The 26,812-nt window shown below is 42.7% G+C and carries 19 protein-coding genes; 14 read left to right on the forward strand and 5 right to left on the reverse strand.

The window, feature by feature from the left end:
* From IW644_RS09755 to IW644_RS09780, 6 genes are all read left to right on the forward strand, one after another.
* Positions 1-1,167 carry a glutathionylspermidine synthase family protein gene (locus IW644_RS09755; protein WP_269917430.1) on the forward strand — a complete coding sequence of 389 codons (1,167 nt, stop codon included), beginning with the start codon at positions 1-3 and terminating at the stop codon, positions 1,165-1,167.
* A 20-nt stretch (positions 1,168-1,187) separates the two neighbouring features.
* The gene (locus IW644_RS09760; RefSeq protein ID WP_269917431.1) at positions 1,188-1,727 is read left to right on the forward strand and encodes a rhomboid family intramembrane serine protease; all 540 of its coding nucleotides are present in this window, start codon (positions 1,188-1,190) and stop codon (positions 1,725-1,727) included.
* A gap of 46 nt (positions 1,728-1,773) precedes the next feature.
* On the forward strand, positions 1,774-2,475 hold the full coding sequence (locus IW644_RS09765; protein ID WP_179984079.1) for a VC0807 family protein: 702 nt from the start codon (positions 1,774-1,776) through the stop codon (positions 2,473-2,475).
* Between the two features lie 370 nt (positions 2,476-2,845).
* Positions 2,846-3,592, forward strand: coding sequence for an ABC transporter ATP-binding protein (locus IW644_RS09770; RefSeq protein ID WP_269917432.1), 747 nt, complete (start codon positions 2,846-2,848; stop codon positions 3,590-3,592).
* Positions 3,593-3,718: 126 nt separating this feature from the next.
* Positions 3,719-6,610 carry an FtsX-like permease family protein gene (locus IW644_RS09775; protein WP_269917433.1) on the forward strand — a complete coding sequence of 964 codons (2,892 nt, stop codon included), beginning with the start codon at positions 3,719-3,721 and terminating at the stop codon, positions 6,608-6,610.
* 107 nt (positions 6,611-6,717) lie between these two features.
* On the forward strand, positions 6,718-8,055 hold the full coding sequence (locus IW644_RS09780; protein ID WP_269917434.1) for a lipocalin-like domain-containing protein: 1,338 nt from the start codon (positions 6,718-6,720) through the stop codon (positions 8,053-8,055).
* On the opposite strand, the gene glsB is transcribed toward IW644_RS09780, so the two are convergent.
* The 3 genes from glsB to IW644_RS09795 all read right to left on the reverse strand — a co-directional run bounded on the left by glsB (position 8,052) and on the right by IW644_RS09795 (position 11,798).
* Positions 8,052-8,960, reverse strand: a complete 909-nt coding sequence (gene glsB / locus IW644_RS09785) for a glutaminase B (RefSeq protein WP_179984083.1) — start codon at positions 8,958-8,960, stop codon at positions 8,052-8,054. The genes IW644_RS09780 and glsB overlap by 4 nt on opposite strands.
* Before the next feature lie 175 nt (positions 8,961-9,135).
* The gene (locus IW644_RS09790; RefSeq protein ID WP_269917435.1) at positions 9,136-10,614 is read right to left on the reverse strand and encodes an alkaline phosphatase; all 1,479 of its coding nucleotides are present in this window, start codon (positions 10,612-10,614) and stop codon (positions 9,136-9,138) included.
* Between the two features lie 224 nt (positions 10,615-10,838).
* Complete coding sequence (locus IW644_RS09795; protein WP_269917436.1) at positions 10,839-11,798, reverse strand: chemotaxis protein CheV; 960 nt, start codon at positions 11,796-11,798, stop codon at positions 10,839-10,841.
* A gap of 651 nt (positions 11,799-12,449) precedes the next feature.
* Between IW644_RS09795 and IW644_RS09800 the strand changes: the two genes are divergently transcribed.
* From IW644_RS09800 to IW644_RS09815, 4 genes are all read left to right on the forward strand, one after another.
* Positions 12,450-14,045 (forward strand): isocitrate lyase, encoded by a 1,596-nt coding sequence (locus IW644_RS09800; protein ID WP_269917437.1) that lies wholly within the window; start codon positions 12,450-12,452, stop codon positions 14,043-14,045.
* A 282-nt stretch (positions 14,046-14,327) separates the two neighbouring features.
* Positions 14,328-15,272: a LysR family transcriptional regulator gene (locus tag IW644_RS09805; protein ID WP_118493191.1), complete on the forward strand. Its 945-nt coding sequence runs from the start codon at positions 14,328-14,330 to the stop codon at positions 15,270-15,272.
* 98 nt (positions 15,273-15,370) lie between these two features.
* Positions 15,371-17,566, forward strand: coding sequence for a malate synthase G (locus IW644_RS09810; RefSeq protein WP_269917438.1), 2,196 nt, complete (start codon positions 15,371-15,373; stop codon positions 17,564-17,566).
* Between the two features lie 373 nt (positions 17,567-17,939).
* Positions 17,940-18,824: a patatin-like phospholipase family protein gene (locus IW644_RS09815; protein ID WP_269917439.1), complete on the forward strand. Its 885-nt coding sequence runs from the start codon at positions 17,940-17,942 to the stop codon at positions 18,822-18,824.
* Between the two features lie 33 nt (positions 18,825-18,857).
* On the opposite strand, the gene IW644_RS09820 is transcribed toward IW644_RS09815, so the two are convergent.
* Positions 18,858-19,874 (reverse strand): NAD-dependent epimerase, encoded by a 1,017-nt coding sequence (locus IW644_RS09820; RefSeq protein ID WP_269917440.1) that lies wholly within the window; start codon positions 19,872-19,874, stop codon positions 18,858-18,860.
* Between the two features lie 235 nt (positions 19,875-20,109).
* Entirely contained in the window at positions 20,110-20,889 is a 780-nt protein-coding gene (locus IW644_RS09825; protein WP_269917441.1) for a S1 family peptidase, read from the reverse strand.
* 257 nt (positions 20,890-21,146) lie between these two features.
* Between IW644_RS09825 and IW644_RS09830 the strand changes: the two genes are divergently transcribed.
* The 4 genes from IW644_RS09830 to IW644_RS09845 all read left to right on the forward strand — a co-directional run bounded on the left by IW644_RS09830 (position 21,147) and on the right by IW644_RS09845 (position 26,751).
* On the forward strand, positions 21,147-21,992 hold the full coding sequence (locus IW644_RS09830; RefSeq protein ID WP_269917442.1) for a PEP-CTERM/exosortase system-associated acyltransferase: 846 nt from the start codon (positions 21,147-21,149) through the stop codon (positions 21,990-21,992).
* Positions 21,993-21,995: 3 nt separating this feature from the next.
* Entirely contained in the window at positions 21,996-22,853 is an 858-nt protein-coding gene (locus IW644_RS09835; RefSeq protein WP_269917443.1) for a ThiF family adenylyltransferase, read from the forward strand.
* A 140-nt stretch (positions 22,854-22,993) separates the two neighbouring features.
* Positions 22,994-23,896, forward strand: coding sequence for a hypothetical protein (locus IW644_RS09840; RefSeq protein ID WP_269917444.1), 903 nt, complete (start codon positions 22,994-22,996; stop codon positions 23,894-23,896).
* Positions 23,897-24,027: 131 nt separating this feature from the next.
* Positions 24,028-26,751: a hypothetical protein gene (locus IW644_RS09845; RefSeq protein ID WP_269917445.1), complete on the forward strand. Its 2,724-nt coding sequence runs from the start codon at positions 24,028-24,030 to the stop codon at positions 26,749-26,751.
* Positions 26,752-26,812: the final 61 nt, after the last annotated feature.

Consider the following 26,812-nt stretch of genomic DNA (forward strand, 5'->3'; position numbering starts at 1 on the left):
ATGTTTAGAATGCCTTGCCAGCCTCGTAAGGGCTGGCAGCAGTTGGCCAATGAGTTTGGTTTCCATTTTCACACCATGTACGGCGAACCGTACTGGGATGAAAGTGCCTACTACCAATTCACACTCGCACAAATTGAAAACGACATTGAAGACCCCACTGCCGAGTTACATCAAATGTGTCTCGCGGTTACCGAAGATGTGGTGAATAGTGAGGAATTACTTACTCGCTTTTGCATCCCCGAGCAGCATTGGGATTTAGTGCGTAATAGCTGGAACGAAAGAGACCCAAGTTTATACTCTCGCCTTGACCTTGTTTACAGCGGCAAAGGACCAGCAAAACTTCTTGAAAACAATGCAGATACGCCCACCAGCCTGTATGAATCCGGTTTTTGGCAATGGCTGTGGCTTTCGCAAAATGTCGATGCAGGCAAACTTGCTCTGCATGCCGATCAGTTTAACAGCTTGCAAGAAAAGTTAGTCCATCGCTTTCGTGAAATTGCCTTGCACTACAACATAAATCAACTGCATATGGCGTGCTGTAAAGATACCGTTGAAGACCGCGGTACTGTGCAATACCTTCAAGACTGCGCTAAAGAAGCAGGGCTTATAGCTGACTTTGTGTTTATCGAAGATATTGGATTAGCAGACACAGGCGTTTTTACTGACCTTCAAGATGCCCCTATTACTGATTGTTTTAAGCTTTATCCTTGGGAGTTTATGCTGCGCGAAGAGTTTAGCGACGTATTAGAAGACGCCCAAGTAAATTGGTTAGAGCCCGCGTGGAAATCAATTATTTCAAATAAAGCGCTGCTTCCCCAGCTTTGGAAAAAGTTTGAAGGCCACCCTAACCTACTTCCCGCTTATTTTTCAGACGAAATAAACGCAAATAGTTTGTCCGGAAAGTGGATTAAAAAGCCCCTATTTTCTAGAGAGGGTGCCAACGTATCAATTATCGAAAGTGGTGTTGAGAGCGTTTTGAGTGATGGCCCTTACGGCGAAGAAGGTTTTATTGTTCAAGCTTTTGAACCATTGCCCGTTTTTGAAGGTAATCATACGCTTATAGGTAGTTGGTTAGTAGATGACATGCCAGCGGGTATTTCGGTAAGAGAAGATGCCTCAGCGATCACACAGGACCTTTCTCGCTACCTTCCCCATATTATTTTGTAATCTATTTAAGGGGCCATTTTATGAAGCCGCTTTCATTTCAAATTCGCGTTCTGCTAACGTTGGGCGCACTTTTAATCGTAATAGAAGTAGCAAATTTACTTACCGGCAATGCTCTTAATCAGTTTGGTGTGGTGCCTCGTACCCTATCAAGTCTGCCTTATATCTTTACTGCACCTTTTCTTCATGGGACGCCGACGCACTTGATGGCCAACTTGGTGCCTCTTTTGCTGTTCATGTGGCTTACTATGCAATGGGGAAAACGTACGTTTCTCATCGCAACGCTAAGTGCACTGCTTATAGGTGGCTTAGGCGTATGGCTGTTTGGTAGAACCGCCACACATATAGGCGCAAGCGGAATGGTATATGGTTATTTCGGTTTCTTAGTATTGGCTGGCTTTAGAAGTAATAAAGTGCGGTATTTGCTTATATCACTTGTGGTTGCGGCACTATATGGTGGAATGCTGGTTGGTGTACTTCCTACATCAAAATTTATTTCCTTTGAATATCATCTGTTTGGCTTTATTGGCGGCTTATTTGCCGCATGGCACTGGGCACGCTAATTACTTTCCGTATAATTGACTTTAAGATAAGACGTTATTAAAAGATATGTCAGCAGTACAAGAACCTACTCAAAAGAATCAAGGCTTTTTCGGCAACCTCGCGTTTAACATTGTTATTCCTGTGGTATTGATGAGCTATGCAAGTTCAGAAGATTACCTAGGCCCAGCATGGAGTATTGTAGCCGCACTTAGCTTTCCTATTGGTTACGGCCTATGGGACCTAAAGGAATCAGGAAAGGTAAACGGCTTTTCTGTTCTTGGGATTATCAGCGTGTTACTTACTGGCGGGTTTAGCTTGCTCAAACTGCCTGCAGAGTATATTGCGATTAAAGAAGCGGCCATTCCGGGCATTATCGGTATAGCGGTGTTAGTGACCCAGTACACTAACAAACCCTTGGTAAAAATGCTTATTCTTAACGACCAGATCATAAATTGGCCTCACCTCAATCAGGTACTAGATGCCAAAGGAAAGCAGCCAGAGTTTAAAAAGAAGGTGGCGGTAAGCTCTTATATCGTTGCGAGCTCGTTTTTCCTTTCTTCAGCGCTTAATTATATTTTGGCAAAAATGATATTGGTCAGTGAGCCGGGCACAACGGCCTACACTGAAGAGTTGGGTCGAATGACAGCGCTTAGCTACCCTGTCATTGTGATCCCGAGCATGATTTTACTTATTGCCGCGCTTTGGTATTTATTTGCACAAATCAAGAAAATCACTGGCGAAGAGCTAGATAACTTCATTAACCAGTAAAAAAACAATCGAGAAGGGGCTTACAGCCCCTTATTAATTTCTAGCTCAAAGCCCCTGCCCCATGGCGTAAGTTAAGACACCTTCTGGTATCACAAGACACCTAGGAACAATAGAACATTGAATTCCCCTCTCGTTTTTTAACCAAAAATCGTGAACTGTACGTATACTCTGAGATAGAAAAACAATTAATTTTATTAGCGTGTATGGGCATTTAGTATATTTTAGCTGCGAGAGCCTGAAATTCGACCTACTGTTTGCCCTATGATTATTGACGCCACAATTAGGCCCATATTTATACGCTATCGCATTGAGCCTTTAACCCCGTATTTTGAACACCGTAGTGTTAACCCTGAACCTTGAATCCTGAGCTATGTTGACAATAAAAGACTTAAAGAAATCCTTTTCAAAGACAGGGGTTGAGCTCATAAACAACCTTAGCCTTTCCGTAAAGACAGGTGAATCGGTGAGTATTCAGGGGGCGTCTGGCTGCGGTAAATCTACCTTGCTGTCGCTTATTGCTGGGTTTGAAAGCCCTGACAGCGGAGACATTGCAGTAAACGGATTGTCGATTGCTGGCTATAGCAAGCTCGATAATACATCTAAAGCTAGGGATATCGATAATTTTCGCAAGCAGCATTTAGGTATTGTGTTTCAAAGCTTTAACTTGTTCGACTGCTTTAACGTATGGGACAACATTGCCTTTACCGCAAGGCTAAAAGGTAATTTTGATAAAGGCTATCAATTAGCATTAATGGAGCAGCTTGGAATATTATCTTTATCGCAAAAGCCGTTAAGCCAATTATCAGGAGGGGAACAGCAGCGCTGTGCCATAGCCCGAGCGCTCGTACATCGCCCCTCGCTTATTTTAGCCGACGAGCCCACCGGCAATTTAGACGAGACCACCAGCGAAATAGTGTCGGACTTACTCTTTGAAACCTGTAAACAAGCCAACACCTCCCTTGTGGTAGTTACCCATAGTCAAGACGTCGCGATAAAAGCGGATTCTGTTTTGCGACTTCATAAAGGTGTATTGGAAAATGTGAAGCACGAAAGTATGACTAGTACCACTGTCTCACCGCAGCTCTCGGCAGACGAGCTTAATGGCGGTGACGTATAACGATATGGGTATTGTTAAAAATACACCCGACAAGAAAGAGAAAACGCTTTGCTACGTACTTTATTGCTAAGCCTCTCTAGTCTTCTTGCTATGGCAAGGCATAGACCGTGGGAACCCTTGCTCATTATGGTCGCAATAGTTTTGGCCAATGCCGGGCTTGTTACTGTTTTGCTGATAAACGAAGGCGCGACACAGGGTGAACTATTGCAGTCGAATCAAGGTCTTTTGGCTGGCAGTATCATCACCCCGGTCGGCAGCGATGCACAGCTTAAACTAGGTAAACACATGCAAGGCAGCGTTAAACATGAGCGTTCTGTACAAGACCAAGCCCCGCATCAGCGCTTTACTCATGAAGGCTTTACGAAGGATGATTATGCCACCCTTCGCAGGCATGGCTTTACTCAGCTTATAGCTATATCTGAACGCAGCATTACCCTTTCATGCAGTGATGAGAAAGCAACACCTATTACCCTCAAGTTGCTTGGCGTTGATACCCAGCCTCTTCTAGGAAGTACCTTTCGAGCTACTGATGAAAACACTTCGCTATCACCTCTTTCTTTGAGAGCTGGAGAAAGTAAGCAAGCTTCTGCTGCTCGAATATTGCGTGCTAATTCTACGGCCTCCTTTTCTGTAAATGGGCTGCTTCACCCTGTTACAAATGCCAAACTAAGCTGTCACAATACGCTAAATAAGAACCATAAAGCGTCGACGCATCCCCCGCAATGGCCTGCAACGGTTAACGCTTATGTAAGTAGTCTTGTGCCGCAAGATACGATTTTGGTCTCTATTGATGACTTTTATAAAGGAGGGATAAGCCCTTCTTACAGCAAAAATAGTAAAGCCAATGCCCTCAGCAAAGATAATACCCAGCCTGGTGCTAGTGATATGTCAAAGCAGCAAGAAAGTTTTGTACCGCTTGCTGGCCTAGTAGCTCTCTCGCCGCTTTCCGAACAAGACCTTGAGACAATAGAAGCATTACTTGGGATAGCGGTTAAACAATCAAGTAACAAAAGTGACAATGATACTGGCTCGTTACCGGATAGCTTTAGATTGAACCTGTGGGCAATGAGTGCGCTTATGGGCGTGGTATCACTTTTTATAGTGCTGAACGCGCTAAACTTAATGTACCGCACACGGTTACCTAACGTGATAAGGCTTCGCCAACTTGGCATATCTAAAGGAATATTAAGTAGCGCTCTTTTTACTGAACTGATGGTTTACTGCGTGATAAGTATACCAATTGGCATGTTCATAGGCTTTCAAGCAGCGTCATGGTTATCACCGGTAATAAGCGGTACCTTCACGTCGTTGTTTAATGCCGTATTCATTACCCCTGACGTAGACCTGCTTTTTATTTTTGGATTCGCGTTAATAACGACTTTTACGTCCTTAGTCGTTTTCTCTTTAGCTTCTATCGTTAAGCTTTCAAATGCGTTAACTGTGCGCCCCGCTAAAAAGAAAATGATGCGGCAATGGACTGTAGGCCTTGTATCAGCATCTGCCTTAGTTTTTCTATTTATTGTTGAAGCCTTTGTTACCTCTACGGCATCTGCACTATTCTTTGTTGCATTATTACTCCTCACCAGCTGCGTACTCGTGCTTCTGTGGCTACCTATAGTAGCAAAGCTACTCACCACGTTTGTGCCAAGGCAATGGCCTGTATTTCATTACGTGATTGCTAATATGCATTTACTGTCGAGTAAAACACGCCTTGCTGTTTGCGCATTTTTTATCGCGTTAACGGCAAATATCGGCATGAATACCATGACCGACAGCTTTAGAGGCACAACGAAACAATGGTTAGAACAAAGACTTTACGCGCCTTTCTACCTTTATACAGATGCACCACTCAGTAACATAGAATCACTGTCAGCCAATTCACTATCACCGCTGGCGGTGACGCCTTTGCTAAAAGCTGACGGTGACGTAATAAGTTTATTCGGCACAAAAAAAACAGATGAAGTAATAACCCCCGCCCCAACTTACGTTTCTATTAGTAGTTATCCTGTTCATGAAAATGGTAAAGAGGGTCTGGTCCTCGATAATGTAATGAATAACGACCTTAGTACAGCTTGGGGTGCGTTTGTGGAAGGGAAAGGAATATTTATTAATCAGCAATTAGCCTTCGCGCTTAATGCTGAATTAGGCGACACGCTAAATATAGCTAATATAAGATTTCGCAAAGGGATAAATGGAAGTAGTTCGAACGTTACCCAATCACCAAACCCAGCAACCAATCAAGCAAAAGGGGCGTCAGACAGTTCTGCCGACGTTACGACAGCCGAGCCTTCAAATACAAGTATTTTTTCAACACGGCCTGAATGGAAAGTGCTTGGTATATATCCTGATTATGGCAACCTTAATGGGCAGATATTAGCGGCACTCCCCTTATTTAACCAAAATAACACTTCAGTGAGAAATAGCTTATTTTCCGGCGTACTGGCTATATATCCCAAGCCAACCGGCAACCAAGAGGTCACGGCGAGTAGCGGCGTTGCCTTATCAAAAGATAAGCTCGCACAACAGCTAAAAGCTCGTCTTGGAGTTGAATCCGACATAACCCTGTATAGCAGGCAAGCGCTTTTAGATACCTCCATGGATACGTTTGACCGCACCTTTGTGTTGACCGACGGCCTGAATATAACGACCTTGCTCGTTGCGGGCATTGCCTTCGCGGTGTCCCTTACTGTTTTGACTATAGGCAGTTCGGCGCAACTGTCTGTGCTAAGAGCATTGGGGGTGAGCCAGCTAAAAGTTAAAACATCGCTATTTATGCAGTACCTGTTACTTTGTTTGGTTTCAGCACTGCTTGCCATACCCTTTGGCATTTACTTAGCTTACGTCTTTATAAATTTAGTCAATCGATACGCGTTTAACTGGGTGTACTCTCTTTCAATTGGAGTAGACGTCATTCTGTCTAGTGTGGGTCTTTCTCTGCTTATCGTTTCACTGGTGCTCTTACTACCTTTAGGGAAACTCAAACCCAAAATTGATTTAAGACAGGAAGTGCAGCTATGAGGCATAGATTGAACCGCAATAGCCACTATTTTCGGCGACCTTTAAGCAAATATAGCTTTTTGTTGCTTTTTCTCACTTGCTCATTCTTGTCTGCCTGCAATGACAGTTTGCATACAAAAGAGCAAAGTAAGAGTAGTGAGTCGCCAAAAGCCTCTTCACCTCGTGGTTTCTTTGGCGAGATGCAATCGAGCGACGCCTTTACTTCAGTAGAAAGAAACACGTATGTTGGGCTTCCTGAAGATCATAAAAGCCACCCAAACTTCCAATTAGAATGGTGGTACCTAACCTTTGTATTAAGTGGCGAAGACGGTCAGAAATTTGGTTTGCAGTATACGCTTTTTCGATTTAATACCGATACTGCCGCCAATATGAGTACTGATAAACCAGCTATGCGAAACTGGGCTAACGGACAACAATGGATGGGGCATGCCTCATTGCATACCCTAGATCACCACTATTTTGAAGAGCGATTTGCGAATGGCGGCGTAGGCAACGCTTACGTCAAACCAGCCCCCTTTACTGCGGTTATAGATGATTGGGTATGGAAGGCAGCACAGACTGAACCAGTATCAAAAGCCACGGAAGATAGTAGTGCCATGTTTCCTTCTACGTTGACCTTTGCTTTTGGTCAACGACATACTCGCGATACAAATCAGCTACCCAATGTAACCTCCAAATCCTCTGAAGGCGCGTTACCTAAAAACGGTGAAGCTCAAAACGGTGCTGCTGATAGAGCTTCCCCTCCAGATATACAGCTGAATAATGAAGTAGTTCCAATGAATAAAGCCGTTAAGGTTGCGCTTAACTTAGACGCTTCGGGCCCTTTTATAAAGCAAGGCGATAATGGCTATAGCAAAAAAACGCAAGACGAACGGCTTCGGTCTTACTATTACAGTCAACCCTTCATTAATGCGAAGGGAACAATGAATATAGAAGGCAATAACATAAAGGTTAAGGGTAAAGGCTGGTTTGATCACGAATGGACAAGCCATTTGGCCAACAGTGAGGCATTAGGATGGGACTGGTTTTCACTGCATTTAAACGACGGAAGCAAACTCATGGCGTTTCGAATGCATGCGAATACTGACCGCGAAGAGAAAAGCGAAGCTAAAAACACTGAAGTATTCACCACGGCCAGCTTCATAAATAAAAATGGAATGAAAGAGACCGTCGAGCAAGCCAACCTATCTATTACGCCAACAGGCTATGAGCTAATTCAAAAAGAAAGCAAACAAGATGGCAAGCAGGGAAACGAACATGATAGTTCAGTGCGTTCCGTTCCCACTGCATGGCGCATACAGTTACCGACAAAAAATATTGATGTTTCCGTAAGCGCGTTTAAAGAAAAACAGTGGAATAACAGTTTATTTCCCTATTATGAGGGACGAGTTGAAGTAGAGGGCTCCCACTCGGGGAGCGGCTTTATGGAATTGACGGGCTACTAATAAATAGACCAGTTTATCCGTTCACTTAGTGAAGTTAGCGCCGCAACGCCTAGCTGAGAATTCCCTACGCTGTTAAGAGCAGGGGAAAATACGCAAATAGTGAATCGACCAGGTACTACGGCAACAATACCGCCGCCTACCCCACTTTTGCCCGGCAAACCCACCTTAAAAGCAAAGCTGCCCGCTTCGTCATACATACCGCTAGTTGCAAGCAATGCGTTCACTTGCTTAGTTTGGTAAGGCGTTAATACCTGCTCATTTGCACAGGTTGAAAAGCCGGCGTTAGCAAGAAAGCTCGTGGATCGCGCTAAGTCTTCACAACTCATTTCTAATGCGCAATTATGAAAGTAATTACGAAGCACATCCTCAACATCATTTTCAAAATTGCCGTAGGCTTTCATCAAATACGCCATTGCCGCGTTACGAGAACGGTGCTCGAACTCCGAATCGGCAACTTCTTTATTAACTATAATTTCCCCATTGCAGCTTAAGCGCCTTACAAAATCTCTCATGGCAATAAAAGGCGATGCAAAGCGCGACTGCACCATATCGCTTACCACCAGCGCGCCTGCGTTAATAAAAGGGTTGCGCGGAATACCGTGTTCGTATTCTAACTGCACTAAGGAGTTGAACGGCAGCCCAGATGGCTCACACCCGACCCTCTCCCACATGGTTTCACCGTAGTGATTGATGGACAAAACCAAGTTAAAAACTTTTGAGATGCTTTGTATTGAAAAGGGAACGCTAGCGTCACCAATAGACGTGATGTGCCCATTGATATCACAAATAGAAATACCAAACTGACGAGGATTAACCGTGGCTAACGCCGGGATATAGTCTGCGACTTTACCCATGCCAAGCATAGGCTCGACTTCGTCATAAATATCCTGCAGTAACGATAGCATTTCGCTTTCCATTCTCTCGTTTGACCTCTTTTTTGCTAATATCTTTTTTGTAAATAAAAGAAAAGCGCCTGTTTAAAAAACGCCGGCGCTTCCATTTTAGTTAAGTTCTATTGGCTATGTGTTGCTTCAATAATACACTTGCTACAAAGCCTTAGTTCGGCCGTATACCCGACGTTTAGTTACAGCGCCAGTCTTCTTTGAAATCGCATAAGCCGTCATCATCTTCGTCTGACGTAAGCTCAATGTTGGTGTTCACCTTTCTTGATACTTCATTTGCGTCATTATCGATTTTTATAGGCTGTTGTTTATCAATGAAACTGAAAATGGTTTTAGCAATATCGGTATTGTCAATTTGCCCCATAAACGACTGATAGCCAGCGCCAAAAGCAAACACTTCAACATCTACACCGGTATGGCCGCCTGTAGTCCACCCTGTATTTGTTTTTGAATCTAGGAAGGTTTTCACCGCCATAAAGCGCGTTTCATCATCTTGATTCGATACACTATTTAACGTGGCTAACTCTTCTTCGCTTAACGAAAGCCCAAGCTTCTGCGCCACATACTCGCCAGGATTTTCTTCATTAGCCATATTAAGCGCTATCGTCATTACTGAGGCTGTCATTGACTTAAGGTGTTCAGGGCTCCAGCGGTAATCACCATTTGCGCCAATTGTTAAACCTCCGGTGCTATGGTCAGCAGTTAGTACAACCAATGTATCCGGGTTAGCTTTTACATAGTCGCGCAGATATTCCATGGTTAACGCTAGGTCGTGCATTTCAGCCATGGCAGAAGCGATATCATTCGCATGCCCTGCCCAATCTACCTGGCTCGCTTCAACTAAAAGGAAAAAGCCGTTGTCGTTTTCTAAGTGCTTGATAGCATGTTGAGTTAAATACTTAAGACGGTTTTTACGCTTATCATCAAGTACCGCAGGTAGCGCCACAGGAGCAAACAGACCTAGTACATTACTTCCTGCTGGCACCGACGCCAAGCGGTTATATGAATCGGCATATTCGTAGCCCTCATCAATGAACTGCGCCAAAATATCTCTGTCTTCACGTTCAAAGTAAGAAGTGCCGCCACCTAACATTACATCTGCCACGAACTCGCCGTTTGCGCGCACATCAAAGAAATCTTCAGCAATTTCGTTGTAGTTCTTACGGCTTTCGTTGTGCGCAATGTATGATGCTGGTGTTGCGTGAACAATTTGAGACGTAACAGCTAACCCCGTACGCATACCTTTGCTCTTAGCATGGTACATCACCGAGTTTACCGGCTGCTTATTAACATCTACACCTATTGCACCATTGTATGACTTCACGCCGGTAGCAAGTGCTGTTGCAGCAGCGGCTGAGTCGGTGACATAACCCGATACACGAGCGGGGTAAGTCGACGCGTTACCCACCAAAATATCGTCAAATACAACCGTCTCTACTTCCGGTGTTGACGGATCATCTACATAATTACGGTAAGCAGTTGTGTAGGCAGGCCCCATGCCGTCGGCAACAACCATAATGATATTTTTCGGCACGCCTTTGATTTGACTACTGTTTACGTTTGCTGATTCAGTCTTAGATTCAGTGATACCACAGCTTGCAAGAACAGCAATAGACGCACAACTTAGCAATGATGTGCGAACAAATTGTTTAATCATTTAAACTTCCCTGAGTAAGTAAAGATACCTGCTGACGTTATTGGCCGCAGTTACCGCAAAATCGGTATTATCGCGAATGATTCATTAGCATTTATAAAGCGATAAAAGGTAATAGTGTAAATCAGGCAGACAATATGCTCAAAGCTTTTGGATAAAATAAGCTTGTGGTGAGATGACCATTTTAGTCACCTCGTCTAATTGAAGGTTTTTTTAAGAAAGGAAATCTATTTGTTTTGAGCAGCGAGGTATTCACGCATGCGCTGCTGCGCCACGTCAACAAGCATATCAGGCTGGAATTTCGAGATGAATCTATTACACCCCACTTTTTCTACCATGGCATCGTTAAAGCTCCCGCTCAATGAGGTATTAAGTGCTATGAACAAATCACTCATACGCGGGTCGTTACGTACTTCTGAGGTAAGCCGATAACCGTCCATTTCCGGCATTTCTGCATCAGTGAACATAAGCAAGATTTCATCGGTAGGGTTTTTACCTTCATCTGCCCACTGTTTTAGTAGCGCCAAGGCTTCTGCGCCGTTCTTTCGCTCAATAATACTGATACCTAGCTGCTCTAAGGTGTCTTTAATTTGTTTTCTTGCCGTGCTGGAATCATCAACTATCAACACTTTCTTACCTAAAAAGTGATTAACGATACCTTGATCTAACACTTCTTCGGAGATGGATGTATCGTAATCGATGATTTCCGCGAGCACTTTTTCGACATCAATTATCTCAACCAGCTCTTGTTTACCCTCAACATTCACCTGAGTTATGGCGGTTAAATAGTTAGACTTACCAATGCCGCTTGGGGGCGGCTGTATGGTCCCCCAGGAAGTATTTACGATGTTTTTAACTTCGCCAATAATAAAGCCCTGCACACTTCTATTGTATTCAGTGATAATTACGTTTTTAGCCGTAGCTTCAGTGGCTGCACCGCGCATTTTTATTGCCTGACGCAAGTCTATAATTGGAATAGAACTGCCGCGGTAGTTCATTACACCTTTGAGGTTGTTGTGGGAGCCAGGCATAATGTTGAGTTTGGGTACGTTAATAACCTCTTTAATTTTAAAAACGTTCATGGCAAAAATGTGGCGGGTTCCAAGCTGAAACATCAAAAGCTCAAGCCTGTTTTCCCCTACAAGCTTGGTTCTCTGATCAACCGACGACAATACACTGTTACTCATAACGCCCACTTTTCAATTTACAATCAAAGACCTATAGCCGAGTCAATACCGTTATATCAATTTAGCCTAGCTACAATAACTTATCGCTAAAGTTACCCCGACCATCATTACAAAGCTATTACCCTTTTAGCTAATAGACAGCTGAAAAAAGCAACAGAATTAATGCTTTAACAGTAAAACACGCTTTGCAGCAACCTTACGTTCTGTAAGCTTTTATTTGCTAGCGTTTGCGCCTTATCCTAACCACTTTACGCAAGTACGTGAAAGCGCGCAGGGCTCAGCTAAATGTACTCGCAAGGCATCACTATCAACAAAAGGTAGCTTAAATATAGGCGAACAACTTCAAGTGTGCCTCTTCTAATTACTTTCGCGCGCAGTTTTCGTAAGGCTTCTTTCAATTTTTTAGCGGTAAACGACTAGGCTCGTACGCCTCATTCCTTCAAACAACTGAATAAGTATTTTCTAAATTTGATAGAAAATCGGTGGCACAACGCCCCAAATAAACATTCATAAAATAAATGACCGCAATGCAAAATATATATTTCTATTATTCGAACTACGGCACTAGGATGAAATGGAATCAACGGGAACGCCCTACAGCGTGAACACAAACAACGTTAAGAATTTTAATTATAGTCGGGAGAGACGCTCATGTCGCAATATCAACAAGACATTGATAACTTCGCCACATTAAAGGCAGCACAAAACGGAACTTGGGAAGGTATCAACCCAGAATTCGCTGCACGTATGAAGGTTCAAAACCGTTTCAAAACAGGTTTAGACATTGCTCGCTACACAGCAAGCATCATGCGCAAAGACATGGCTGAATACGACGCAGATTCGTCTCAGTACACACAGTCTCTAGGCTGCTGGCACGGCTTTGTGGGCCAACAGAAAATGCTTTCAGTTAAAAAGCACCAGGGCACAACGAATAAAAGCTATCTATACCTTTCAGGTTGGATGGTAGCAGCACTACGCTCTGAGTTTGGTCCTCTTCCTGACCAATCTATGCACGAGAAAACGTCAGTTTCTGCACTTATCGAAGAGCTATACACTTTCCTTCGCCAAGCTGACGCTCGTGAATTGGGTGACCTTTTCAATAAACTAGACGACGCGAAGAAAAATGGCGGCGATGTTGCTGCTGTTCAAGCTGAAATCGACAACTACGAAACTCACGTAGTTCCAATTATCGCGGATATCGACGCGGGCTTTGGTAACGAAGAAGCAACGTACCTACTTGCAAAGCAAATGATTGAAGCGGGTGCATGCTGTATCCAAATCGAAAACCAGGTATCTGATGCGAAGCAATGTGGTCACCAAGACGGTAAAGTAACCGTGCCTCATGAAGACTTCCTAGCTAAGATCAACGCAGTACGCTACGCATTCCTTGAGCTAGGTGTTGATGAAGGTGTAATCGTCGCACGTACCGACTCACTAGGTGCTGGCCTTACTCAAAAGATCCCTGTTTCTACTTCAGAAGGCGATTTAGCTGCTCAGTACAATGCTTTCCTTAAAACCACCGAAGTTGCGGGTGTTGAAGACCTAACTGAAGGTGACCTAGTTCTTAAACAAGGTGGCAAACTTGTTAAGCCTGAGCGCTTACCAAACGGCTTGTTCCGCTTTAAAGACAACACTGGTTTCGACCGTGTAGTACTTGACTGTGTAACGTCGCTTAAGCACGGTGCTGACTTGCTATGGATTGAGACTGAAAAGCCGCACGTTGGTCAAATTGCTGAAATGGTTAACGCTATTCGCGAGCAAGTTCCAAACGCAAAGCTAGTTTACAATAACTCTCCATCATTCAACTGGACGCTTAACTTCCGTCAGCAAGTATTCGATGCTTGGACAGAAGAAGGTAAAGACGTTTCTGGTTATGACCGCGCGAAACTTATGTCTGCTGACTATGACGACAGCGAACTTGCAGCAGCGGCGGACGAGAAGATTAAGAGCTTCCAAGCTGATGCAGCGCGTGAAGCAGGCATCTTCCACCACCTTATCACGCTACCGACTTATCACACTGCGGCACTGTCTACAGACAACCTTGCAAAAGGCTACTTCGGTGAAGAAGGTATGCTTGCTTATGTACGCGGTGTGCAGCGTCAAGAAATTCGTCAAGGCCTAGCATGCGTTAAGCACCAAGCAATGGCAGGTTCTGACCTAGGCGATACGCATAAAGAGTACTTTTCTGGTGAAGGTGCACTTAAAGCGTCTGGTGAAGATAACACCATGAACCAGTTCGACGTATAACGCGAACAGGCAATGAGTTAAACGGAAAGCATCCCAACCTTTCCTACAGGGCACCTTCGGGTGCCCTTTTTTCTGCACGCTATTCATTTCATTTATGCTTTTTAGTAAAAATAAAAGAAGCCATATTTCCCCCCTCCCCATAACCAATCCATATACCCCAATATTTTCAATACGTTACGAATAAAACCATGAAGAATTTAAGACTAAACGCTTATCTGACAATCAAATAAAAAAGCTCTATAATAGGTGTGTTTAATTAGGTTTAATAAGAGCATTAGAATAATGAATATAGCGAAGGTCGACCTGAATTTATTAGTTTATTTAGATGTGCTGCTGCGCGAAGGAAGTGTAACCAAAGCTGCAAACCAGCTAAGCATTACTCAGCCAGCAATGAGTAACGGCTTGAAACGCCTTCGCGATCTGTTTAAAGATCCGCTTTTAGTGCGAACCAGCGATGGAATGACACCTACTAAGCGTGCCCTCGAGCTGCAGCCTATTATTCGCGATGTACTTAGTCGATTAGAAAGCTCTATTCAGCCAGAAACTGATTTCGACCCGTTAACCAGTGACAGAACTTTTCGCATTATGACTAGTGACTATGCAGAAAGTACCTTGTTGCTCGAATTGGTTGGAAGACTAGCCGACCTAGCGCCCAACATTACCCTTGACCTTATTACGCCTAGTGACGTGACGTTTCACGATGTGGAGCAAGGTAAGGTTGATATGGCGATTAACCGCTTCGATGAACTTCCTTTATCATTTCACCAAAAAGTTATTTGGTACGACACTTTTAGCTGCGTGATGAGCGCAGACCACCCGCTAGTGGAAAAATGCAACCTTGAAGGCTACTTGAATGCTCAGCATATCTGGGTGAGTAAAACAGGCTTTGGTGTTGGCGTTGGTATTGACCCGAATGAAGTTCAAAAGCTGGGATGGGTAGATGCTGAACTGACCAAGATAGGAAAACAACGTGCTATCCGCGTTTTTACCCGCCATTACCACGCAGCCTTGCAAATTGCGAAAAAGCAGAAGCTTATTGCTACTTTGCCGAGCAAAGCAGCCCGTTTGTTTAAGCACGACCCAGACGTAGTAATTAAAGAGCCGCCTTTTGACATACCACCTATTGCACTAAAAATGGCGTGGAGTGCCCTACTTCATCACGATGCAGGTCATATTTGGTTACGTCGATTGATAAGCGATGTGGCTAGTGAAATGAATGCGGGTTAAACATTCACAAGAAATATGGCAAAAATACAAACCATAAATTAAAAAACTATCTCTATACACACTACACTGGGTTAACAGAAAAATGTATAGAGGTAGTTATGCAAGGATATATTACTAGAGGCCGACTACAGGTTGCCGCAGAACTCGACAAATTTATCAACGAACAAGCGCTTCCTGGCACAGGCGTAGAACAAAACACCTTCTGGCAAGGTGCAGAAACCCTCTTCGAAAAGTTTATTCCTCAAAATCGCGCGTTATTAGAAAAGCGTGAACAGCTTCAGCGCGCTATCGACGACTACCACAAAGCTGGTAACCCGGTAAATGGAAATGAATATACCGACTTTCTAAAAAGCATTGGCTATCTTGTGGAGCAACCATCTCAAGTAAGCGCGCAAACACAAAATGTAGACGCTGAAATTGCAACTATGGCTGGGCCACAGTTAGTAGTGCCAATCAATAACGCTCGCTATGCGCTTAACGCGGTAAACGCGCGCTGGGGAAGCCTTTACGACGCATTATACGGCACTGACGTTATTAGCAATGATGGTGGCGCCGAGCCAGGCAAAAGCTATAACCCCGTACGTGGTGCTAAAGTAGTTGCGAAAGCCAAAGACTACTTAGATAGTATGATACCGCTCGCGAAAGGCAGCCATGCTGATGTCACTAAATACAAAATAGAATCCGGCAAACTAGCAATTACCCTTGCCGACGGCGATGAGACTACACTTGCGAATACCGAACAGTGGCAGGGATATCAGGGTGACATTAGCGCGCCTTCCAGCTTGCTATTTGCCCACAACGGCCTGCATTTTGAAATTCAACTAGACCCGACTCACCCTATTGGCGAGAGCGATGCTGCAAACGTTAAAGACGTATTGGTTGAAGCGGCCCTGACTACTATTATGGACTGCGAAGATTCCGTTGCCGCTGTTGATGCTGAAGACAAAACTTTAGTGTACAGCAACTGGTTAGGCTTGATGAAAGGCACCCTAAGTGTCGAGATGACAAAGAGCGGCAAGCAACTTGTTCGCGCGATGCATGACGATAGATCCTATCAGCCATCTAAACACGCTTCACAAGAGGAGTTAAAAAGCGGCGAGCTAGTGCTGTCTGGTCGAAGCCTTATGTTTGTTAGAAACGTAGGTCATCTTATGACTAACAATGCGATGCTCTTTGATGGCGAAGAAGTGCCAGAGGGCATCATGGATGGGCTAGTGACTTCTCTTATCGCAAAGCATGACCTTTTAGGAAATAGTAAATTTAAAAACAGCCGTGAAGGCAGTATCTATATTGTTAAACCTAAAATGCATGGGCCGGAAGAAGTTGCATTCTCTAACGCATTATTTGGTGCTATTGAAACAATTATCGATGTTCCAGCCAACACCCTTAAAATGGGTATTATGGATGAAGAGCGCCGCACGAGTATTAACCTTCAGGCTTGTATTGCTGAAGCCACATCACGGGTTGTATTCATCAATACCGGTTTCTTAGACAGAACCGGTGATGAAATTCATACCTCAATGCTTGCAGGGCCTTTTGCAGAAAAAGCTGCCCTTAAATCGATGGCGTGGATCAAAGCGTATGAAACCGCGAATGTGGCTGTAGGCCTTCGTTGTGGTCTTTCTGGCAAAGCGCAAATTGGTAAAGGCATGTGGCCGATACCTGATGAAATGCAAAATATGATGACTGCCAAAATAGGCCACCCTAAAGCGGGTGCAAATACTGCGTGGGTTCCCTCTCCTACTGCAGCGACACTACATGCGCTACATTATCATGATGTAAATGTATTTGACGTTCAAAAGTCGCTAGATGAAAACTTTGATGGCCTTGCTGACATACTTACCATTCCAATGTTAGAAGACGCCTCTACGCTGACTCGCGAAAGCATTAAGCGTGAGATCGACAACAACGTTCAAGGTATTTTGGGCTACGTAGTACGTTGGGTACACCAAGGTGTTGGCTGCTCGAAGGTTCCTGATATCAACGATGTAGGCTTGATGGAAGACCGTGCGACCTTACGTATTTCATCGCAGCATATCGCGAACTGGTTAGAGCACGGTATTGTAAGTGTAGATCAGGTAAAAGAGTCTTTGGCTCGCATGGCAGTGTTAGTAGATGAGCAAAATGCGGGAGACCCTGAATATATCCCGATGGCGCCTGATCTAGACAGCTCAATCGGCTTCTTAGCTGCAAGCGACCTTATCTTTAAAGGTAAAGAACAACCTAGTGGTTACACCGAACCTTTGTTGCACGCACGTCGCCGCGAGATGAAAGCGAAGCTTGCTGCGAGTTAATTTCAAACGTGTATTTATTGGTTGAACCCTCAAGTTAATAACCTCGACCGTAAAGCACGTTAGAAACTCAACCTTATAAAAACTAGGCTCACTTTCGTTAAACCTTAAGTGAGCCTTTTTTATGTATTATTCGCATTATTTCCAATCATTTGCACTTTTTGGTATGTCAGTTGAACTCACTGATGAAAGTACTGAACATCGCATTATGTAGCAATATCGCAACACCTTAGACTAAAGATATCGCTCTTCTTCCTTTTCAAACTTTACTGATAGTGCGCCATTAAACTACGCTTTTACTGTGAGGCACTGCGTTTCGTTTTACCGCTCAATTAAAAACCTTGTTCGCGACGCCTCCCTAGTTTGGAGTATGCACATGCAAATAGCCTCGGCGGCGATACCGAATAAACTTTTACATGCGAACGTAACACAAATAGTTCCAATCTTTTCTGGTGGAGGCACGCGCTTAAGCGCCCATATCGGCATCATAAAAGCGTTGCACGATATGAATGTTGGCTTCGATACCTTGGTAGGTGTATCTGGCGGCTCAATAATCGCTTCCCTCTATGCCAAAGGGTACACTGTCGAGCAAATGCGAGAGCTAGCACTAGTTACCGATTTCAAGCAATTCACTGAGTTTTCGCTGATAAGGTTACTTCGAGAAGGTGGGCTGTCGTCTGGCGACGTATTTCAACGATGGATTGACGAACAGCTAGAGGGCGCAGTGTTTTCAGACCTCCCCCTTGACCTGCATATACTCGCTACCGACGTGAACGGCGGCGGGCCAGTTCTATTTAATAAGCACACTTCCCCTGATATGAAAGTATCAGAAGCAGTGCGGTACTCTATGTCGATTCCGCTTATCTTTTCATTTAAGCCCTTTAAAGAGCACTTATTAGTAGATGGGGCGATATTGTCTGAGGATGCGCTGTTTGAAGACTGGCGAGGTGATGGCACACCATCCGTGTGCTTCAGGCTACAAAGCACCAATCAAAAACGTAAAGCCATTAAAAAGAACCTTCTTCAATTACCCCAATACGTTAGCATGCTCATTCGTACATTTATGACAGCAATATCTAGGGAGTACGTCAATGCCAAGTATTGGCACAATACAGTGGTGGTGAATACCGGTGAAATATCTGCGGTGGACTTTTCGCTTACGCCTGAAATTAAAAACACACTTTTTGAGCTTGGTTATTCAACCACAAAAGAATTTTTGCCCAAAAAGTGTGCGGGATTTATGAGAAACAGTGCAATTTAACTGCTTTTTAGATAACGCTTAACGCTCTAGGTCTTATACCTTGTAAAAGTCACGATACCAATCAACAAACGCTTTTACGCCTGTCTCGACATCGGTAGACGGTTGGTACCCAGTATCTTCGACTAGTGACGACACGTCAGCATAGGTGTCAGGCACATCGCCCGGCTGCATAGGAAGCAGCTCTTTTTTAGCCTCAATACCCAGCGCACTTTCCAGCGTTTCAATGAACTTCAAAAGGTGAACAGGCGTTTGCGCACCAATATTGTACACTTTATAAGGCGCCTTACTGGTACTAGGATCTGGGTTGCCGCCATCCCAACTCTCATTAGGTTTCGCCACATTATCCAGTGAGCGAATCACGCCCTCAACGATATCATCAATATAGGTAAAATCACGACGGTGGTTGCCGTAGTTGTAAACCTGAATTGTTTTACCTTCCAAAATAGCTTTTGTGAACTTGAACAGCGCCATATCTGGACGACCCCAAGGACCGTAAACAGTGAAAAAGCGCAGCCCTGTTGTAGGCAAGTTATACAGGTGGCTATAAGTGTGCGCCATTAGCTCGTTCGCTTTTTTAGAAGCGGCATACAAGCTAACTTGGTGATCGACATTGTGCTGCTCTGAAAACGGCATAGTTTCGTTCGCACCGTAAACTGAGCTAGATGATGCGTACACCAAATGCTCTACCTTATTATGACGACACCCTTCTAAGATATTCACGAACCCGACAATGTTCGAGTCGACGTATGCATTAGGGTTTTCTAAAGAGTAACGCACGCCTGCTTGCGCTGCTAAGTGCACGACCCTGTCGAACTTATGTTCTTCAAAAAGCGCTGCCATTTTCTCGCGCTCTTCTACCCCCATTTCAACGAACGAAAACAGTTCTGCAGCAGGTGATGATTTAATTTCATCTAAGCGGGCGTGCTTTAGATTTACATCGTAATAATCGTTTATGTTGTCAATCCCGACAACTTGGTCACCACGATTGATAAGGTATTGCGATACAGCTGCGCCAATAAAACCAGCTGCTCCGGTGACTAAGATTTTCATTTATTAATCCCTTGGGTATTGTTCAGTAATTTTGAGGTACATCCGTCATGTCCTAACTGATGTAAAATTGTCATTGGGTTCTGAAAGGGTAAGCTTTAAGCTTATAATTGGTCATCTAAGCAATAATGCGTTTTTTATTGAGTCTCTTGACCGTCATAGAAGTTACTCTAGAATTTCTGTCATCTTACACGAAACTGGCAAGTATTGGGCCACAAATGACGTCACAAACCCAATATTAACTTTCTCCACTATATTTCCCAATTAACTTAATAACAAACTTTACAGGAATAGCATATGAAATTCCCGTCGGCGAAGCCAGAGCACTTTCCTTAGTATCTTTAACTAAAACCTTATTTATCACTCCAATAACCTCTCCCGTTTCTGGATTATATAATGGGCTGCCACTGTTACCAGGATACGCTATAGCGTCGAGTTGATAAATTAGACTAACATTTTGAAGGCGCTTCATCATTACCAAATTTAACTGGTCACTGTTTGATGCAGGGATTGCATCTGGGGTTATAGCTGAAATGTATCCCCTATGGGTCGCTGGGTATAGACCTAAAACAGCACCGATTGGAAAACCTGTAAGCGCTATCTCAGTTCCAGGAAGTAGTAACTCCTGACTCCCAAGCTCTAAGGGCTTTAATGGAGAACTCAACTTCAATAGAGCCAAGTCATGTTTGGGATCTATTTCAACGACTTCCGCTTTTATTTTTTTAACAACACTTCCCACCCCGCTTAGAACGACATAATGTTCAACTATAGTTGGATCTAGATCTTCTGATACCACATGATAATTAGTTATCGCGAAGTGACCATTCGTAACAACGAAACCAGTTCCTAGAACTCGTGGAGAAGAATGTTTGATTGGCGCATCGATAGCAATTGCTACTGTACCTTCTGAAACCATTTTGACCATATCAACAAAGTCATTACTTTGATTGGATTGTGCTTTAAGCCCTGCACTGAAGATAGTGAGCATTAGTAAAGCTGCGATATAGAAAATTTTCATATTATTTCCGCCTATAGATATTTAGAAAAAACGTCATTTATATCTGGCTACCGAAATGGCTTAAATAAATTACGTTTTCTCATACAAACCAGGTATTTTCACGCCTGTGTTACATAGATCACTGCCTATTTACGGTGATACAAGCAAAAATACGAATGCTAAACAAACACAAATTACCAATTACTAAGAAAAATAGTATAAAAGGATTAAGTAATTTATGAAAAATATTTGCTAAACTCTCTTGAAGGATGATTTTTGTGGATCGAAGTTTAGTGGCTAATAAAACAATAATAGCGCGCGTGAAGTCTATCGTCGGCCGAGACAGCAAACTAGGAAAAGCACTTGGCGGATTAGAGAAACTTCAAGAAGCTAAATTTATATCTAAGCACTTCTCAGATTTTCTAGAGCCTGTTGTTGCACAATCTCAATCGACTCGTGATCAAAGTTATTCAATACGACACAAGGTGTATTGTGAAGAACTAGGATTCGAACCCCTTCGAAGCGATAAATTTGAAAAAGATGAATTCGATACGTTTTCCAGCCCTTGTTTAATAAAGCATAGGAGATCAGGCCACTATGCAGGCACAGTGCGGCTAGTAAGGCCTCAATCAGACGAGCAACTTCTTCCGATAGAGAAATTTTGTTTAGACTCCATTACTCATGAAACGCTAAATCCACGTAATTTTGCAAGACAAGATATTTGTGAAATATCCCGCCTGGCAGTTCCACTAGAATTTCGAAAACGTCAGATGGATAAGTTCTCTGGAGCTGCCATTGGTGTTATCAATGAACACACATACTCAGAAAACGAACTACGCTGTTTTCCATTTATAGCTATAGGCTTATACTTTTCTGCAGCAGCTCTAGTAATTCATAATGATATCAAACATACCTACGTTATGATGGAGCCCAGGCTAGCTCGCAGCATGCGGTTCATTGGAATCCAATTTGAACAAATTGGGCCTGTTGTAAATTATCACGGTAAAAGAGCGCCGTTTTATATCAACCCTACATTGCTATTCCATAACCTCAGACCAAGTTTTAGAGTGATGTTAAATGATATCCAAGAAACGGTTGGTAAGTACCCAAAAGGATTAGTGTAAGTTATGTTTGACTATACTAAAGCTTTCTCTAGAAATATTGGATGGTTGACTGCAGATGAACAGCAGAGCATCAGAGCCAAGCGTGTTGCTATCGCAGGTGCTGGCGGAGTAGGCTTTGAACACGCTGTAACTCTAGCAAGACTGGGAATCGAGAAATTCTCCATTTCAGATTTTGATATTTTTGAAGTCCATAACCTAAATCGACAAGCTGGAGCTTTTCTTTCCACATTGGAAATGCCTAAAATCTCTGTTTTAGAAAGAGTGTTAAAAGATATTAACCCTAACTGTTCGATAAAAGTTTTTCCTGAAGGAATAAATTCGACAAACATTTCTGAATTCCTCGCTGATGTAGACATATACATAGATAGTCTTGACTTTTTCGTTATTGATATCAGAGAACAAGTATTCAACCATTGTCGTCTACAAGGTATACCCGCGATTACAGCAGCGCCCTTAGGAATGGGAACTTCTGTACTTTGCTTTACAGATTCTAGTATGTCTTTCTCTAATTATTTTGATATCCAGAAAGATGATGATGATGAAAGTAAGTGCTTGAAGTTTTTAGTCGGGCTATCTCCCAAAATGTTACAGCGAAAATATCTAGTAGTTCCAGAAGCGGCTAATTTCAATGAAAAACGCGGCCCATCTACGCCGATGGCGGTTAAGCTTTGTGCCGGCGTAGCCGCTACAAACGCACTTAAACTGCTACTTAAAAGAGGGGATGTCCTTATTGCACCAAAGGGAATGCACTTTGATGCGTATCGGAACAAATTTAAAGTAACTCACCTACGAAAGGGTAACAAAAGTTTTATACAGAAGCTGAAGTTAAAAGTTGCAAGGAAACTAGTGCTATCAAAATAGTGTCGAGTTTCTTTACAGAAACAAAAGTCTCATCCTTGTCGAATTATAAAAAGCATTGTTATTCAGAAGCTTAAATAGTTGGCACATTTTAAGCTTTCTATTAAGTGTACTAATAAATGTATAGTTCATACGGAGGCGACATGAACAAGCTTACAAAAATTTTTACTGCTGTAGTTTTTGCAGGATGCACGGCAACGGCGGGGGCATCACCGCTATTTATGAACCCTGGCGACAATGATAGCGGCGTTCCATTCGGTGATGCCGACGGCTTTACATATACTTTCGACATGTTTACGTTTAACAACATAACACCTACCTCTGCATATCTTGACCTTGAAGGTGATGGCATTCAAAACGGAACCCTAGTTTTTGACAGTGCAGAAGGTGAAGTGGGCTTCTTAAACCCTGATACTGGTTCTAGCGAGTTCTTTACCGACTCATGGAACCTAACGTTCGATTACGAATTATGGGGCTATGCTAGTGTAATTGATAACGGAGTTGCTAACGGCGAGTTTGACGACGGTGACGCCTTGGTAGCCAACTTCGTAGGCGGTTACTTCAATATGTACTTCGATGATGACGTGTCTACGGACGGCGATTCTGTTCCTGCTCTTTCGCTTTCACTAACCGGCAGTACGTTTAACGACGGAGGCGGTATTAATTTAACGTTATTCGCCGAGATTGAATCGGTACTTTCAGACCTTTTCTTTATGGATCCTTCATTTAATGGTGACTCGGATCTAGCAGAAATTGTTGCCAATAATGATCCAAGCCAATACGGTGCTTTGATTACAGCAGAAATTACCAATGCTGAACAAGCGCCTGCGGATAATGGCTATTCGCCGACCGACTTCAACGACGATGTTCTTACTTCCTTAGGTATAGACTTGGATGATTTCGACAATGAAGTTTTCCTTACTAGAACGACTACGCTTCCTAGTGGTAACCTTGAAATTGAGGTTTCTGCACCAGCAACTATCGCTGTTATGGGGCTGGGCCTAATTGGTTTAGGCGGTTTTCGTAGATTCAGAAGTTCACATTAATAAATCGTGAAAATTACAAAATAAAAAGCGACCAATAGGTCGCTTTTTTGATTAACATTAAAATGAAAAGTGGTTATTGCTAAGGATAGTCTTTAAACTCGAGTTATTCAGATTAATATTCAGGGTAGAATATGAAAAACATTTTTTTGACCATCACTTTTTTCAGTCTTTGTGCCTGTTCGCCGAACAGCGAAAAAAACTCTTTCGATTCTCTATCCTCAGAGTCCACCTATTCCGAATTGTCAACATCTATTGTCCAACTTCGAAACGCTGTTGCATCATCACCTGAAAGCGCTAAATATAGATATCTCTTAGCAAAAGCTTATTTATATCAAGGTAAATATGACTTCGCTGAAAAAGAAATAAATAGATTTTTAGACTTCGTTAAATTGGAGCGGCCTAGTCATGAGAACAAAACGGTCTTGGAAATCTATTTCCTTTCTGAAAACTTTGTCACTCTTCAAGAATTTGCAAAGACGCTTGAACCAATATCTGAAGAAGCTAGTTTAGCAAACGATTTATTAGTTTTAGCAGGCTACGCCTCCTCTTCAAACCTTCAAACTAAAATATATAAAGATATGTATCCCCTTTTAAGGAAAGGTAAAACTAAAGAGCTGAGGTCTTTTCTGAATACATTACCGTTGGACCAAAGCTCCTACGTTCAGCGATACATTGCTTCGAAGTTTTACTTTTCTATTAATGAATTCAATTTTGCGTCTGCGGTTCTTGATGGTTTACACAAAGTGAGGCCCAATGACACAAGAGTTATAGTTTTAGCCGCAATTTCATATTATAAATCTCAATCGCTAGAAGAAGCCGAGTATTTTGCCAATCTAATTCTCAAAGCTAATAAAGATAATCCAATTGCAATGCTTATAAAGGCCAGTGGTAACTTCAAGTTAGGTAATTACTTACTGGCAGAACAAGAGATAGATATCGCTTTGTCTAGAGGTATCGAATCTTTTGAAGCTAGATTGACAGCAGCATTAGTAAGCTATCAGTTAGGCAATTTTGAAAAAGCGTATAATCACTTCAAAAAAATAGAGGATCGGATTCCACGCTCACATCCAATATATCGATATGTCACTGCTACTAAACTCATGGTTGCGGAACCAATTGAGGCATACAATTCTTCGAAGGAGCTTCAAGTAAATGATACCACCCTCCCTCTACTACTCAGTTTAGCTTCTAAACTTGACGAAGATGGTAAGAAAAAGCAAGCAAATGAGTTGCTGAATTCAATGAAAAGTAGAGAGTTTAATGATGGTAATGTCAAATTCGCTTTAGATAGTTTCCTCAAATCTACAGGGCGAGTCGACACCTTTTCTTTAGAATCTTCCTTTTCACAAGCGTCGCAGGATATTCAGCAAAAAGCAATACTGATTACAACACTGTTATCAGATGACGACGAAGAAACCGCACTTAAGTATTTAGATGAATGGCTGCTTGATGATCCTAACAGTGTAGAGTTGCTGTTACTCAAAGTAGCGACGTTAGCAAAGTTAGGAAATGAGAAAGAAGTCAACGAAACTATTAGTAAAGTAGAAGCAATATCACCAGACCATCCCCTTATCAATTCATATCGAGCCGTTACGTTGTTGAAACAGGGAGATAAACTAGCTTCTCATAGTCTTTTGAAAAGGGTTATAACTAAGGAGTTTTATTCGCCATGGGCTGTAGAATTACTTATCAATAGTTCAAATAGTAGAAAAGAATTAGTAGGAAATGTTGAATTTCTCACATCTGTCTACAACGACAATCACGGGCATAAGCACTTAGCACCAACTTTAGACTTAGCGTTTGCTCAGGCTTCAGCAGATATGTTTGAAGACGCAATAGCAACTGTTGAACGGTGGCAGAAAGAATCAAGTAATAAAGAGGTGGAGAGTAGAGCTGTATACGAACTAAAAACCGTTCTACATTTATCGTTAAAACAATACGACAAGGCTAAAAATGCTTTATTTGAATGGAAATCTAGTCTGGGAGTATCGAAAGAGTACCTTATTAGAGCACTTACATTAGCAGACCTAAATAACGATCCACAATTTGCGTTGCTTTCTATAGAAGAAACAAAAACTACGCTTCCTGAAGAAGAGTCAGATAACCTCAGTCTATTGAAAACAAGGTATTTATTAAAGTTAGAACGATTGACCGACGCTATCAGCACTTTAAACTCTTGTTCTTATTCAACTAAGAAAAAACCTTTGTGGAAAAAGCTCAAAGGTCAAACGTTTGCTCTGGATAAAGACTATAAACAAGCTAGCGTGTACTTCCTAGACGCCTACAAACTAAATAATTCTACAGAGATCGCGCTGTATTTGATGCAAAGTTATTACGCCAGTAATCAGAGAAAGTTAGCAGAAAATTTTGCGCTACAACATTTGGAGCTTTACCCAAAAGACAGTGCTGTAAGAATGCGCTTAGCTGAGCTTTTATTTAACCACTCTCCGACTGAAGCATTGCGACATTATGAGTACCTTGATGATAATCAACTGGCAACCGTTGGCTCACTCAACAATCAAGCTTGGCTTTTGTTAAAAATGGGAGAGAACGCAAGAGCACTAGAGCTTTCAAAAAGGGCATACAAAGATGCGCCTAGTGAAATATCAGTTCTTGATACCTATTTAAAAAGCTTAGTTGCCAATGCTGAAAATGAAGAAGCCCTTAGACTTGCTGAATCGCTGTATTCTGAGAACCGTGAAAGCTTTGAAATTGGCCTAATATATATCAAGATTCTTTATGACATAGGCGAAGTTGTTTCTGCAGACAAGGCACTTAAATTGCTTACTCCAAATACTCGAAAGCAGCAAAACGACTATAGACGTATGAAGGATCTTTTATCAACTAGCTTGTAGACTAGTTTATACTACGTAATATTTATGCTCCCCTATAGACTTTAAGCTAGCGGGGAGCAGT

Source organism: Alteromonas sp. PRIM-21, assembly GCF_027563165.1.
In the GTDB taxonomy this organism is placed as follows: domain Bacteria; phylum Pseudomonadota; class Gammaproteobacteria; order Enterobacterales; family Alteromonadaceae; genus Alteromonas; species Alteromonas macleodii_A.